Source organism: Paenibacillus sp. YAF4_2, assembly GCF_052113225.1.
GTDB lineage: Bacteria > Bacillota > Bacilli > Paenibacillales > Paenibacillaceae > Pristimantibacillus.
In genome coordinates this window covers 122,167-136,457 of sequence record NZ_JBFRCT010000007.1, presented here as the reverse complement: position 1 = coordinate 136,457, position 14,291 = coordinate 122,167, and the positions used below count along the sequence as shown (strand labels likewise).

Annotated in this window: 12 protein-coding genes; 4 read left to right on the top strand and 8 right to left on the bottom strand. The window is 47.8% G+C overall.

Annotated elements, in window-relative coordinates; genetic code table 11:
* Positions 1-32: 32 nt before the first annotated feature.
* Entirely contained in the window at positions 33-2,330 is a 2,298-nt protein-coding gene (tynA, locus tag AB4Y93_RS17585) for a primary-amine oxidase (RefSeq protein ID WP_441894169.1), read from the bottom strand.
* Between the two features lie 193 nt (positions 2,331-2,523).
* Here tynA and AB4Y93_RS17580 point away from each other — a divergent pair, with 193 nt between their 5' ends.
* The 4 genes from AB4Y93_RS17580 to AB4Y93_RS17565 all read left to right on the top strand — a co-directional run bounded on the left by AB4Y93_RS17580 (position 2,524) and on the right by AB4Y93_RS17565 (position 7,256).
* Positions 2,524-3,324, top strand: a complete 801-nt coding sequence (locus tag AB4Y93_RS17580; RefSeq protein WP_441894168.1) for a helix-turn-helix domain-containing protein — start codon at positions 2,524-2,526, stop codon at positions 3,322-3,324.
* Between the two features lie 106 nt (positions 3,325-3,430).
* Positions 3,431-4,237, top strand: coding sequence for an alpha/beta fold hydrolase (locus AB4Y93_RS17575; protein WP_441894167.1), 807 nt, complete (start codon positions 3,431-3,433; stop codon positions 4,235-4,237).
* A 25-nt stretch (positions 4,238-4,262) separates the two neighbouring features.
* On the top strand, positions 4,263-5,234 hold the full coding sequence (locus AB4Y93_RS17570) for a sensor domain-containing diguanylate cyclase (protein ID WP_441894166.1): 972 nt from the start codon (positions 4,263-4,265) through the stop codon (positions 5,232-5,234).
* 816 nt (positions 5,235-6,050) lie between these two features.
* Positions 6,051-7,256 carry an MFS transporter gene (locus AB4Y93_RS17565; RefSeq protein ID WP_441894164.1) on the top strand — a complete coding sequence of 402 codons (1,206 nt, stop codon included), beginning with the start codon at positions 6,051-6,053 and terminating at the stop codon, positions 7,254-7,256.
* Positions 7,257-7,319: 63 nt separating this feature from the next.
* Here the strand turns inward: AB4Y93_RS17565 and AB4Y93_RS17560 are convergent, their stop codons facing one another.
* The 7 genes from AB4Y93_RS17560 to AB4Y93_RS17530 all read right to left on the bottom strand — a co-directional run bounded on the left by AB4Y93_RS17560 (position 7,320) and on the right by AB4Y93_RS17530 (position 14,269).
* Complete coding sequence (locus tag AB4Y93_RS17560; RefSeq protein ID WP_441894163.1) at positions 7,320-8,522, bottom strand: glycosyltransferase family 4 protein; 1,203 nt, start codon at positions 8,520-8,522, stop codon at positions 7,320-7,322.
* Positions 8,512-9,519: a lysylphosphatidylglycerol synthase transmembrane domain-containing protein gene (locus tag AB4Y93_RS17555; protein ID WP_441894162.1), complete on the bottom strand. Its 1,008-nt coding sequence runs from the start codon at positions 9,517-9,519 to the stop codon at positions 8,512-8,514. Before AB4Y93_RS17555 ends, AB4Y93_RS17560 begins: the two co-directional genes overlap by 11 nt.
* Before the next feature lie 165 nt (positions 9,520-9,684).
* A complete protein-coding gene (locus tag AB4Y93_RS17550) occupies positions 9,685-10,305 on the bottom strand; it encodes an acyl-CoA-like ligand-binding transcription factor (protein WP_441894161.1) in 621 nt (206 codons plus the stop codon).
* Positions 10,306-10,332: 27 nt separating this feature from the next.
* Positions 10,333-11,865, bottom strand: coding sequence for an MDR family MFS transporter (locus tag AB4Y93_RS17545; protein WP_441894160.1), 1,533 nt, complete (start codon positions 11,863-11,865; stop codon positions 10,333-10,335).
* A 94-nt stretch (positions 11,866-11,959) separates the two neighbouring features.
* Positions 11,960-12,409, bottom strand: a complete 450-nt coding sequence (locus tag AB4Y93_RS17540; RefSeq protein WP_441894159.1) for a GNAT family N-acetyltransferase — start codon at positions 12,407-12,409, stop codon at positions 11,960-11,962.
* A 101-nt stretch (positions 12,410-12,510) separates the two neighbouring features.
* The gene (locus AB4Y93_RS17535; RefSeq protein ID WP_441894158.1) at positions 12,511-13,281 is read right to left on the bottom strand and encodes an ABC transporter permease; all 771 of its coding nucleotides are present in this window, start codon (positions 13,279-13,281) and stop codon (positions 12,511-12,513) included.
* On the bottom strand, positions 13,274-14,269 hold the full coding sequence (locus tag AB4Y93_RS17530) for an ABC transporter ATP-binding protein (RefSeq protein ID WP_441894157.1): 996 nt from the start codon (positions 14,267-14,269) through the stop codon (positions 13,274-13,276). Before AB4Y93_RS17530 ends, AB4Y93_RS17535 begins: the two co-directional genes overlap by 8 nt.
* Positions 14,270-14,291: the final 22 nt, after the last annotated feature.

Genomic DNA, 14,291 nt, shown 5'->3' with positions numbered 1-14,291 from the left:
TCATAGAGTGGAGTCCGCCGTTATTAATCGTATTATTCCTTGCCGTTCAAATTAAGCGTAGGTGTCTGGTCAAAGAAGTTCCACGGCTTGAGCATCGCGTACACCCACTCCGTTGGCATAATCGGCCATTCTTCCGCACGTGCCACATGGGTAGTACCTGTCGTCATCCAGACCACATTGTCTGTATTAACGATAGGCTCATCATCCGACACAAATTCCCCAAGCCCCGTATCTGTCTTCGCGCGGTTTGGATACTTGCCTTCCGGATATCGCTCATTCTCGTAGTAACGCGTCACCCAAAGCTGCTTATCCATAAAGTTTACGCGGTTAAACAACCACTCGTCCTTGCTGAAGTTTGCCCCTTTTGCAATCGGATGGGTGCCTCCTGCATACGGAATAATTTGATAAGAGACCGGATTACCTACTTTATTTTCTTTATTTGTGTTTGTCACAAGACGAATGGTCGAAGGATCGAACTTCTGAGCGGCGTCCTGCTCGGTCGCCACAATACGCGACTCGGTCTGCATCGTGCTCTCGCGCGGGCCGCCAGCTGTATTCTCTGCTACGACCGGATTAATCTCCATCAGGGAATTTTCTTCCCCATCTACGTCCATATCCAGACGGAAGTTATAAATATGCTGATGAGTTGTGCCAACAATATTATGGTCGATCAAAGTACCATATTTCGTGTCTTCTGCAGCGGTACCGTCATGCATTGTGCTGGACACAACGCCTTTTACAGCCTCGATTCCTGTAGCTCCTGCATTGATGCCGATGGTGCCATTTTGTGCAAATACCCAGTCGAAAATATAATCGTAGTTGCCAACCGTACTAATCCATCGAACAACAAGCTCACGACGTTCCGCGCTGACATTGTCTTGTCCCATCTCTTGATGCTTGTATTCCGGCCCTGCATAACGCTCGAAGATCGCCATTGCATTCGGAATGTTCATCGCGGAGCCTGTATAGTCCGCAATGGTCGCATCCAGCAGAACAGCATTATCCGGTACATCTTTGCCGCGTGCTAGCGATGACGTCAAGGTTCCCATGCCATATTCACCAGAATCCAGATAAGCTTTGAAGTACCAGCCCACATCCGGATCGCCATAAGGAACAATCATGCCGCCAAGCGAGCCCTCGTACATTATTTTGCGTTTCTTGCCTTGATCATTATAAGTAACCGTCGATAGGATTGGACCTACGCGGGAATCCAAACGAAGATGGAAGTCCCAATTCTGCCAATGAATCGTATTGCCGGTAATGGTATAGTTCTTGCCTTCCGGCTCGGTAATCTCAAGGGGCTTGGAAGGAGTTGCAGCAGTCATGTTGCTGCCGTCATACGGGGTTGCCTTCATCGGAATCGGTACAACACCGGCATCCTCGACCTTAATAACCTTCTTCTGTTCCAGATCGACCACAGCGACCAAGTCTTCAATAGGATGCGCCCAGTAGTTGCCGTCCCCTGTATTCAAATAGGCGACTACTTTAAGCAGACGCTTATCCTGCTGGAGCTCGTCCTTCCCATCGAAATAACCAACCGTAAGCGGCGTTGATACGACCTGCTTTACATCATTAATGCCGCGCTTCTTCAAGGCCGCTGCATATTCTGTGCTTTCCTCAATGGCGGATTGCACGGTACCAAAATCATCAAGCAGCACCATACCATGAGCGCCTTCAACCGGCTGCCATGCCGTCACTTTTTTCGTTACCAGGTCAACTGTTCCTTCGATCACATGCTTGCCGTCCAGAATAACAAAAGCAGCAGAACGATTGGCAGTCACATTCGTGCCGTTAAGCGCAAAGTTCCATACTTGATCCTTTGGCGGTGCCTTCAGCGTAATTTCAGTGAAGCGGTAATTGTCCTGGAATTTTCCTTCTGCCTTTAACACATTCACGGTCGCCGCAATCTCAGAGGACGTAAGCGGGTTCAGCGGGTTAGGTTTTGTCTCCACCTGGAACGTCTGGTCAAGACCGGATTGGAACACTTCACTTATAAAATGATGGGAGACATAAGCCAGATTTTTCTTCATAATAACCGGAGCTTCCATCTCAAGACGCTGTCCGTTCACCAAGGCAATATTGGAGTTTGGCTTCACCTTCACAATTGTGCTGTTCTTCGTGATTTGAATCGTGCCTGCAAAGCTGTCCCACTTAATGGTTGCTCCAAACTCCTCCAAGGTCGTGCGAAGCGGAACAAAATCCTCCGTACCGCCATGTGCCATAGCTGTTGGTGCCGAGACTGGACCAACCGCTCCACTCCCCAAAGCAACCGAAAGTGCTGCGCCAAGTACGGCTGATTTTTTTACGACAGAGCTTCTTAGTTTCTTCATCTGTGTATGCCTCCCCATTTTTTCGTGTCTGTTCTTGGTGTTAATTTACCTCACACAAACAGATGGATAATTGTAAAAAACGGAACAATAACGTAATTTATGTTAGATTATATAACTTAAATCTATTGACGGAAGTGTTGGGCCTTTGCTATTGTTGTACGCATATTAGGCATGCGGGAGGAAGAAGACAACGATGAGCGGATCAATCGAGGGACTCATTAGTGGTATTCAATACGGTTTTGAATGGGAAACAACGAATTACATAGAGCGCAAAGTCTATTATGATGGGCAGCCTGTTATCTATTATCAATTCCTAACAGGCAGCGGCAATCAGATGATTCGTGTTGTGCCTGATGGCTGTGTAGACCTTCTCTTTTGCTGTGATCCTGTTCTGCCTTCAGCTAGAGTATGCGGCACCGTTCTGCAGGGCAAAGAGCTTTATTTTGAACCAAATACCATCTACTTCGGGGTACGTTTGTCTGCCAGATTAAGTCTGCTATTGCCTAATCTTCCGCTTAAAGAGGTCATCGAGGTCCAGATTCCGTTCGAGGACTCCCTAACGAAGTATAAAGATATGGGTGTGATGATTGCAGAGCTCAACTTCTTCTCTGATCGAATGGCCTGCTTCGAGAAGCATTGCATGCCGATTCTTGGAGGGGACGTCCGTTCCATTGGCATGATCGATTTTTGCTTAACGTCCATGCAACGCACCAACGGCAGTGTCACCATTCGTGACTTGGCAGAGGATACCGGTTATTCCGAACGTTATATTCGTACCAAATTCGAGCAATCACTGGGTATTTCTCCTAAACTGTACTGCCGCATCATTCGATTTCAACGTACGCTTGGAGCTATTGTTCGGGGGGACTCATCCCTTACCAATGTGGCAATGGAAGGCGGCTACTTCGATCAATCTCATTTCATGAAAGAGTTCAAATCCTTCAGTCAAATCACGCCAATTCAATTGAGAAAATATCAAAAAACGCCCTCCTAATTCCCCGGGAAATCGACAGATATCTACAAATAATCATCCCTAATCCATAAATATCCGATATAATGTTCATAGCGTCTGACTTCTCTGTGAGAGGAGAGTGGTATCTATGAATACAGATATACTCACCCGCAATAATGTTAAAGTATTTGGCCAGGGCAAGCAGACCATCGTATTCGCCCATGGATTTGGCTGTGACCAAGATATGTGGCGTTACATGGTTCCCTTTTTCCAGAAGGACTACCGAATCGTCTTGTTTGATTACGTTGGTTCAGGATCCTCACAAATCAACTATTACAACTCAGATAAATATAACCGTCTGGAGGGCTATGCCGAAGATGTCCTTGATATTATGGATACGCTCCAAATGGAGGATGCGATCTTCGTCGGACATTCCGTCAGCGGTATGATCGGCATGCTTGCCTCAATCCGGGAATCCAAATATTTTGAGCGAATCATTATGCTTGGGGCTTCCCCACGCTATGTAAACGATTTACCCGATTATTACGGCGGCTTTCATCGCGATGAGATTAATGAATTGCTGCAAATGATGCAAATGAACTTTATTGGCTGGGCAAGCTATCTTGCTCCAATTGTCATGCAGAATGACAACCGTAAGGAGCTGTCTAACGAGCTTGAGAAAAGCTTCTGCTCCAGAGACCCGCATATTGCAAGGCAGTTTGCCGAAGTAACCTTCTTATCCGATTATCGGGAAGAGCTTGAGCACTCGTCTATCCCTACGCTTATTCTGCAATGCTCAGATGACAGCATTTCTCCACCAGAGGTTGGCGATTATTTACATGCTCATCTGAGGAACAGCACCTTAAGGCAAATGCAGGCAACAGGTCATTACCCGCATCTCAGTCATCCGGAAGAGACAACGAAGTACATTAAAGATTATTTGGCCATCTCCTAATCTGTTATGAAAGGCAGTTATTTGAATGGATACCTTATTAAATGAAGCCCCTTGCGGTTATTTCTCCATTACGGCAAAGGGACAAGTTCAAGCGGTCAATCAGACACTGTTAACGATGCTTGGATATGACCGCGAGGAGCTGCTGGAACGGCATATTGAATTAACCATGTCGGTGACGAATAAAATGTTTTTCCACACCTGCTTCTACCCCTATATCCAGCTCTATGGCCAGGTCAATGAGATGTACTTTTCGTTCCGCACCAAGGATGGTAAGGAGCTGCCCGTTCTGCTGAATGGGATTCGCAGAGAGCGTGACGGCGTAACGGTAATCGACTGTGTCGCTCTCGAAATGCGTAAGCGGATCGAGCATGAGAAGGACATCATGCAGACTAAGCAGCGGCTCGAAGCCTTGTACCAGGAAACAAATGAGGCGAATCAAAGACTCGAACTGCTGCATGTCCAGTACGAGAAAAAACAGCAGGAGCTGCTGGAATTAAACGAAAAGCTGGAGATGTTAGCCTCAACAGATCCTTTGACTGGCCTCAAGAACCGCAGGTTCTTCCAGGAACAATTACAGAAATGTATAGCTAAGTCTCAGGAAACCGGAGAAGTCTTCTCCCTTTGCATCATTGATATCGACCGATTCAAATCCATTAACGATACATACGGTCACCCTGTTGGAGACCTGGTACTTTCCCAACTGGCGGAGCTGCTGCAGAAGCAGTCGGCGGAGGATTCCGTCGTTGCCCGGTTCGGCGGTGAGGAGTTCGTTATTTTGCTGCCGCGGCTTGACCAGGAGCAAACACTTCTCGTAGCAGAAAGGTACCGCTCCGCCACGGAGTCTACACCACTTGGTGAATTGCAGATCACCGTCAGCATTGGCGCTGCAACCTATTTACCGGAGGACACCGATCAATCCTTACTCCAGCAAGCAGACCAGGCCCTATATCTCTCGAAAAATAATGGGCGAAACCGGGTTACCTTCTACAATGCGTAACAAAAAGGCAGTCCCAATGCTATTGCATTGAACTGCCTTTTTCGGTTATGCAGGAGCTCAGTATTTTCGTTGCCAGCCTATACTTAACGATGCGCCGCATCGTTAAGACACCTCCAAGCTCCCAATTTTGGGCTAATTTACGTAAAAAGAACAACCTTAACGATGTGCGACATCGTTAAGGTCGTTAAAAAGTCGCACTAGAGGCCTCTATACGATGTGCCACATCGTTAAGACACCTGCAAACTCCCATTTTCGGCCGATTTCGAGCAAAAGGAACGACCTTAACGATGTGCGGCATCGTTTAGGTCGTTAAAAAGTCGCGCTAGAGGCTTCTATACGATGTGCCACATCGTTAAGGATTCGTAACTTGGGCTGTGCAGGACTACTAATGACGACTTGGTCTATTATTTGAATAGCTTTTGTTTAAGTACAAACCGTATATAAATAGGAGCAGAAGGATCAGACCGATGGCTAGAATGAAGCCGAAGAAAAGATTAGGATAATCAAACTCTCTGTGAAAAGATACATTTAGCCAGATAAAAATAGCACTTAATCCAAAATGCTCTCTATTGTACTTGGTTAGCTTATACTTGATGAGCCGGAAGATAAGCAGAAGAAAAATGAAAGCCATTGCGGTTAAGCCAAAATACATCATATTTACAGCCTCCTATCACTCATTACATTTTCCAGTTGTACCCAAATAGTACCATGATATAATAGGAGCTGTCTTATATAATTTAATGTAAGCGAAGGTTGTTTCGAGTCGAGTGTGACACTCGATCGAAACAACCGAAGCAGTGAAAGGAACTCGTCTCCATGTCATCTACTCATACCCTTCACACCCCGGCGGCACCAGCGGCAAATAGCTCTTTATCCAAGGGTCTGCTGCTCCTTATGGCTTTTACCGCTGGCATGACCGTCGCTAACTTGTATTACAACCAACCGCTGCTTGCAGATATCGGGCGCTCATTCGGGGTGCAGCCCGATGAGATTGGTCTTGTCTCAACCTGCACCCAGATTGGTTACGCGCTTGGGATGTTCCTCTTCGTTCCACTTGGCGACATTAAGGAACGCAAAGGACTCATTACTGTCCTGCTATCTCTTGTCTGTCTCTCCCTTGTTGGGGCAGCTGCCGCACAAAATCTTGCCTGGCTGTATATCGCCAGCTTCGCAATTGGTATAACGACAATTGTCCCGCAGATTCTTATCCCGCTCGCGGCGACACTAGCCTCCCCAGGCCAGCAAGGAAAAGCCGTCGGTACTGTCACAAGCGGACTGCTGCTTGGCATCCTGCTCACAAGAACGGTATCCGGTCTAATCGGTGGAACCTGGGGCTGGCGCTTTATGTATGGACTTGCCGCAGCAGCGATGCTGGCCCTGCTTATTTTGCTCCGAATGAAGCTGCCTGTCAGCCGGGCAGCTGCTAACCTCAATTATGGACAGCTGCTCTCCTCCATGGGACAGCTTGTGAAACGCTATGCGACTTTGCGGGAATCCGCATTGATTGGAGCTGCAAATTTTGCGGCTTTCAGCATCTTTTGGACTGCTTTATCGTTCTACGTAGAAGGTGAACCTTATCATTACAGCAGCCAAATCGCCGGTTTATTCGGCCTGATTGGCGCAGCCGGAGCATTAGGAGCACCATTCGTCGGAAGAATGGCTGACCGTATCCCTACCAAGTGGATGATCGGCGCTTTAATCTCGCTCAACATCTTCGCCTATCTGCTGTTTGGCTTATTTGGAAGCATGTTATGGGCGCTCATTCTAGGCGTCATATTATTAGACCTTGGCGTGCAAGGTACACAAGTCGCCAACCAAACCCGCATATATGCGCTTGAACCTCCAGCTCGAAGCCGTCTGAATACAGTCCAGATGGTAACCACCTTCCTTGGTGGAGCGATCGGCTCCTCCGTCGGAAGTTACGCCTGGCATATAGCAGGCTGGACAGGAGTATGCGTCGCGGGTGGAATCGTTGGACTTCTCAGTTTCTCCGTATGGTTAATTCATCGAATGAAAAAATAACTGCCGTATTACAAAACAAAAAGCGCTGAACAGCCCTTCCGGCTATTCAGCGCTTCTCCATATTTACGAGCGCATCCGCTCGAATGCGCTTTTCTCAGCCCGCTTATAATTCGCGGACGGACGGGAGCATATCCGCCCGGCGTATTGATCAAACACCTCGGCCAGCACCTCGTGCTGAAATTGCAGCTTGGTGCGTTTATAGCCTTCGCGTACGAGCCTTTCTCTCAGCGGAGTATCGCTGGCAAGACGTACAACGGCATCCGTAATTCCGAGGAGCGATTGGGGTTCTACGAGCAGTCCCGTCACGCCGTCCAGTACCGCCTCCGAAGCTCCTCCGGAACGACCTGCAATGACAGGCACACGGGCGGAGGCCGCCTCCAGATAGACGATACCGAATCCTTCCGCATCCCCTTTTTCAAGCTGTCGGCTAACCATGATGAACTGATTCGCCAGATTATAATAATCATTCAGCCGTTCCGAGCCGCTGACTCCCCCGACAAAACGAACCTTGCCCGCAACACCAACCGTCTCCGCCAGCTTCTCCAGCCGGCCAAGCTCCGGTCCATCTCCAACGATCATATAGACTGCATTAGGAATATGACGAATGATTGCCGGCAGCGCTTCAATAACCCGATCATGTCCCTTTCGGGTAACAAGCCGCCCTACGGATAACAGAACATACTTCCCCTCCAGATCATGCTGTCTTCTTAACTCTTCATCCATTGGCCTTTGCTCGAATAAGCTTTCTACGCCAGGGTGAACAATCCCGATCCTCCCAGCATCAACGCCATATTCCTCTACCAATCTTCGTGTAAACTCGCTGTTCGCCAGCACGCCATCCGCCTTACGCAGAATTAACTTCACAAGTTGATTAAGGCCTATGAATCTTCGGAACATGAGCATATCCATACCATGAACCGAGATCATATAACGACGCCGGCCAACTATTTTAAATAACAAACCTATAAAGCCAATGAGGACATAACCATATACGGTTACATCCGGTTCTTCCTTGCGAAGTGTCTTCTTTACCTGCCGGAACAGCTGCCCCCAGCTTGTTACATCTACTTTTTCCCTACGCATGAAGGACCCTCTAACAATCCGGTATGGCTGCCCCTCGTCGAATACATCACTGCCTGGATAATCCGGAGCGATAACGGTCATATCATGCTTCGTATGTTTGGACAGATTATAATAGTAATTCTGCATACCTCCGATACCTGGCGGAAATACCCCCGCAACAAGCACGATTTTCCTACGTTTCATAAACCTTCTCCCTCCTAGCCAGCATGCTGACAGCCCGAATAATCGCCCAGAACAACACCTCAGCCATAATGTTCCACAGCCTTGCAATCACTGAAATTTGAAGTGCCGTTTCCGTTCCCAGCTTGAGCGACAAGAAATAGACGAGAAAGCCTTCGCGTACACCAAGCCCGCCCGGCAGTGGACTAACAAGACCAAGAAGCCAAGAGGTTGCGAACGTCCCTGCGGCATAAAACAAGCCTACTTTCCCTTTATCAAAGCTGTTTGTCAGCATCCAGAAAGCAATCCCCATAATGAAATGGCTGCCAAGAAAGCAGCTCAAGTAGACGAAAAACTGATTGCGGGTGAGGCTTACCTCCGAACCAGTCATCTCTACACCGCCGAATGACTTCGTCATCTTCCCGATCATCCGCTGCAGAAATCTCCAGCGTGAAGCACGGACAAACAAGTTTTTGAAGAGCGCTGTCAGCGGGGTATAAAACAAGTAAATGACCACAAATACAGCAGCTAGCAGCAGCCCTACCCATAGCGGTACGATATGCAGACTGACAATCAGCATCATCGCATACACAAGTGCCGCAGCAATAAGCAAAATATTCTCGTATATGATAGCCGCAAATTGTGCATCAAGTGGAATCCCTGCTTTGGTCGCCATAACGATACGGCCTGCGACGTTCCAGAAGCCTCCGGGTATGTATTTGCCGAATTGGGTCTCAATAAATATACGAAGCCCTTGCAGCATAGGAAGCCCTTTTGTTCCACCTGCCAGCCTGCCGGAATCGGATAAGGAGGCATTAACGATAAGCACCCAGATTCCAGCTTGAAGCATTAGAAAAATCGCAAATAAGAGCAGAGACAGATAGAATCGGCCGTTCGCATTCACCATAAACGAAGTAATGTCCTCCAGCTTAAGCGGAATGTTGCGGACGATAAATACAACAACAACGGCGAGTACAGCGATCTTAAGCACCGTAGGCACCAGCTTGCGGTACGCAGGCAACCATTAACACCTCCCAGCGGGATTAAGCCATCTTCTCATTATAAAAAAGCTCTGTTATCCGTGATTCATCTAGAATGCCGAATTTGGTAAAAATCATACATTTTTCACTATGAAAAAAGAAGAACCGGCTGCAGCAGCAGCCGGTTCTTCTTTTTGTATCCAATATTATTTATTCCCCAGCGATAATCCCGATTCCAGATGAGCCAATGCCTCGTCGACCTTGACCATAAAATCGGCTTCCTCATGTTCGAGGCAATACATTTGTACAGACATTACCGCCCCTATTATTGCGCCGCAGAATGTAAGCACCTCGAAATCATCTTTAGAACGTCCCGTTCGTTCAGACACAATCGTTGCAAACATCAGCAGCGTATCATTCATTTGGAGCAGTGATGCCGCACGCAGCTCAGGAACGGATACCATCAGCCTCATCCGTCCCTGCATGGCCTCTTTGTCATCTTCAGGAATCTCTTCAAACCCAGCACGTAAAGCCGCACGGAACGCTTGAATCAGGCTCAGATCAGGAGGCTGATTCTGAAAAGCACGAATAAGGATCGGATCATAATCATCCTCCAGTACAAGTGCTTCTTTCGTCGGGAAATACCTGAAGAAAGTACTTGGCGAAATCTCGCTCGCCTCCGCGATCTGCTCAATTGTCGTCGCCTGATAGCCCTGCTCGCGGAACAGGCGCAAAGCCTGCTGCTGCAGCGTCAAACGCGTCTTTTGTTTTTTCTTCTCGCGAAGTCCGATTTTAACCGATTCTGGCTCTGAATGACCCGGGTGCATGGCAGAAACTCCTTATCTCTATCAAAATTAAGCTTCAATTGTTGCTCCACCCTCTTCAGGAAGGTTGCTTTCTTTATTCTCAGATATTGTCAGTATTTCTTTCTTCAAAAAGAAGCAGATGACAAGAACGATAAGTATGAAGAAGAAGGATATCCAGTAAAGATGCTGGAAGGCCTCTGAGAAGACCCCTTTAATCTGCTCAATAAGACCGGCATCGAGACCCTTCGGAATACCGCCTTGAGCGGCATGACTCAGCTCTTCAATACTGTCAGCCGGCACCGTGCCAGCAAGCTTGCCCATTCCCGAAGTAATGCTGGAAGCAAGCAAGCTGCCAAATACACTGACGCCAATGGTAAATCCAAAGGATTGGAACAAGCTGACGGACGTAATCGCAATCCCACTATTTTCCTTGTCAACAGACTCCTGCACAATTAGATTGTTATTGAATATAACCCCGAAGCCAAGACCAAGAATAAGGAAGAAGACAATGATCTCAATCAGGCTGGAATGCATCGTTAGACTTGTCATCAGGTAGAACGCGATCGCAGGCAGCACCATCGATACGATAAAAATATTCCGGTAAGGAAGCTTTGTCATCATTCTACCAGATATAATGCTGGACAGAATAGCTCCGACCATTAGTGGCAAGGTGATGTAGCCGGATGCGATTGGTGTCATGCCAAGTACATTTTGAGCGAAGAATGGGAAGGATGAGAATGAGCCCATCAGACCAATCCCCATAACAAAGATGATTAACGAGATGACGACAAACGTACGATTTTTGAATAAATGCATCGGCAGAATCGGTTCTCTCACCTTACGTTCTACAAGCACGAAGGCTACAAGAAGCACGGCACCAAGCACCCACAAGCTGATTAATATCGGCGAGCTCCAGGCATAGCTTTCCGTTTCGTGAAGCACCGGTGTGATGAGCAGCGAAATAATCGCACCTACAAGCAGTAATGCTCCGGCCCAGTCGATACTTACGTTCTTGTCGCCCTTCGATTCCTGCAATCCTGCAGACAAGACGATAGCCGCTAAGACACCAACAGGAATGTTCACCCAGAAGATCCAGTGCCACGAAACATGCTGTGTAAAATATCCTCCGATCAGTGGTCCAAGCAGCTGCGGAACAAACATAATAGCTCCGAAGATACCTTGCGTCTTGGCGCGCTGCTCTACGGTGAAGATATCCCCGAAGATGACCATGGCAAGCGGCATTAATCCGCCGGCGCCAACTCCTTGAATACCTCGTCCGAGAAGCAGTATCGGCATAGTATCGGCAAAGCCGCTGATAATTGACCCAGCAACAAACAAGCTCATGCTGAGAATATAAATTTTCTTGCGTCCGTACAGATCGGCCAGCTTGCCGAGAATCGGCATGAAGGCCGTCATCGTCAGCATATAGATACCGGCTACCCAGCCGTATAAGGACAATCCGTTCAAATCCCGGATAATGGTCGGCAAAGCCGTGTTGACTACCGTTTCATCGAGCTCAGAAAATACAAGTCCGATAATAAGGCCTGTGACAATTAACGCTTTGTTATTAGTGCGTGTCAAAGATGACCCTCCCTTGAATAATGTTCATAGTGAGAGTCTATATAAAATGAAAGTCACTGTCAAATTAAATCGACATCCACTTTGTGAATTGGCCTTACGACAATTCCCGCAGCTGCTTCTTAAAGCCTTGATTATCACTTGAATAGCCAAGCGTACGATAAAACTGATGAGCTTTCTCCCGATACCCGCTCGATACGAAGATAATATAGCTGCAGCCGCGTTCCCTCGCAACTTGCTCAAGGTGGAGCATCAACTGTTTGCCTACGCCTTGTCCTCTATAGTCTGAGCTGACAATAACATTCTCGATGACAAGGAATGGATAACAGTTTCCTACGAGGTCATAGCACTCAATGCCCATTGCCGTTCCAATCACCTTATCCCCATCACATGCCGCGGCAAGAAAATAATGACTGTCGCTTGTGATTTTCACAAGCTGCCGACTCATAGCTTCCTTATTAGAAGGAACCTCCATCAGTTCCTCGAAGAGTGTGGACAAATCATCTATATCCCTTAACTCTGCTTCACGTATTACAATCGTTGACATGCTTCTGAGACCTCCTACTTCCCTTTTCGATAGCCTATTGTAACATTCCGGCATGCAAAAGCCGAATCCTGCATTCCTAGCGCAAGATCCGGCTTTCATTATTACTCCGCCGCCCGCCAGCTGATCATTCTGGAGATGACAGCAAACGATAAAATGAGAAAAGCGATAAGTATCATCACATCCATCGTTACCGCCGTTGTCCAACCTTTAGTCAAGATTTCTCTTAAGGCAGAGGCTGAGTAAGTCGTTGGGAATATAAATCCAATATATCTTAGAACCGGCGGAAGCTGGCTCGCTTCCATCATTACTGGCGACAGAAACCCTACGAACATCATCAGCCCTTGCACGAGCATATTGGTCATTTGATGATCCGGCGACCAGAAGCCAATCCCCGCTCCTACGCCAACCATACTAAGAACGGCCAGCAGGAAGACCGGAATAAGTCCCCATTCATAATGAAGATGAATGCCATACGCAAACTGTCCGATAAACGCCATGATGATCACCGAAGGCAACGTGGTCATAAGTCCGCGTGCAAGCTGCGTAACAACAAAGATCGCTTTCGAGATTGGAAGTGACGAGTAGAAAGTAAAATAGCCGGCATGCTTCTGCCACGAAATTTCCGTGCCTAGTGCATTAAATCCCATCATAATGATTGCGAAAACAATATTGCCGACAATGACATTCACCATAATCTGTTCGGATGTAACGCCATACATAAACTTCATCGACAAGAGCGTTGTCAGCGGGAAGATCGTCGCCATAACAAAGATCCACATCCACTGCTCGCGTACTATGGCGACTTGAATCCGGAATAGAATGTACAGCTCCGTCCACATCCTGCCTTTTACAAAAGCCAGCGCATTATCCAACGTAGCTCCCCACCTTCTCGGCATCTTCTATTGCATTCACCGCTCGCTCTTCCGTAAACTTCTCTTTCTGGCCATCAATATAGAGATAGACATCCTCGAGATTTGGAGGAAGCATGGCATACTCATCAATAGGCAGATCACTGGCATGCACCATCCAGTCAAGTAGACTGCTCGCCCTGTTCTTGTCTATAAGCAGCCGTAGTCGGTTCTCCCCTGTCTGCTGGATATCGCCCCATTCTTCAAATCGCCTCATTAAATAACCCGCTTCTCCTTCAGCAGCTGTCAATTCCAGCTTCAGCCGGCCATCCACCCGCTGCTTCAGGTGAGGGACACTGTCTATTTCCAGCAGCCGGGCGTGATTAATAAAAGCAACACGGTCGACAACCCGCTCCGCTTCCAGCACATTATGTGTAACTAGAATAATCGTCGCGCCTTTTCTGTTCTGCTCCACGATAATATCCCATACCAGCCGCCGGTTTAGGGGGTCCAGTTCATTCGTAGGCTCGTCAAGGACAAGCACTCGAGAATCGCCAATAATCGTTGTTCCAATGCCAATCATCCGTTTTTGCCCGCCGGAAAGCTTCTTCAGTGGCCGTCCTGCCAGATCAGCCATACTGAACCGCTCGAGCAGCTCCATCGTTTGCTTCTCTGCTTCCTTCTTAGCAAGCCCACGCAGTATCCCTGTGAATAGCAGAGCCTCTTTGGCTGTGAGTGCACCTAGAGCATGAGGCTCCTGCGCATAGTAGCCAAACTCGGAGGCCACCTTCTTCGCCTGCTTCAGTACGTTAGTCCCGTTGTACCGAACTTCACCGGAGGTTGGAGCAAGCAGCCCAACGATCTGCTTTATCAACGTGCTTTTACCCGCGCCATTAGGACCAAGCAGACCTAGAATTTCGCCTTCTCTAATCGAAAAGCTGATATTAATATTCGCCTGCTTTTTCCCTTTCTTATACACCTTGTTCACCTGATCAATCTCAATCAATTCCACTGAAACCTCACCTCATGGCTCT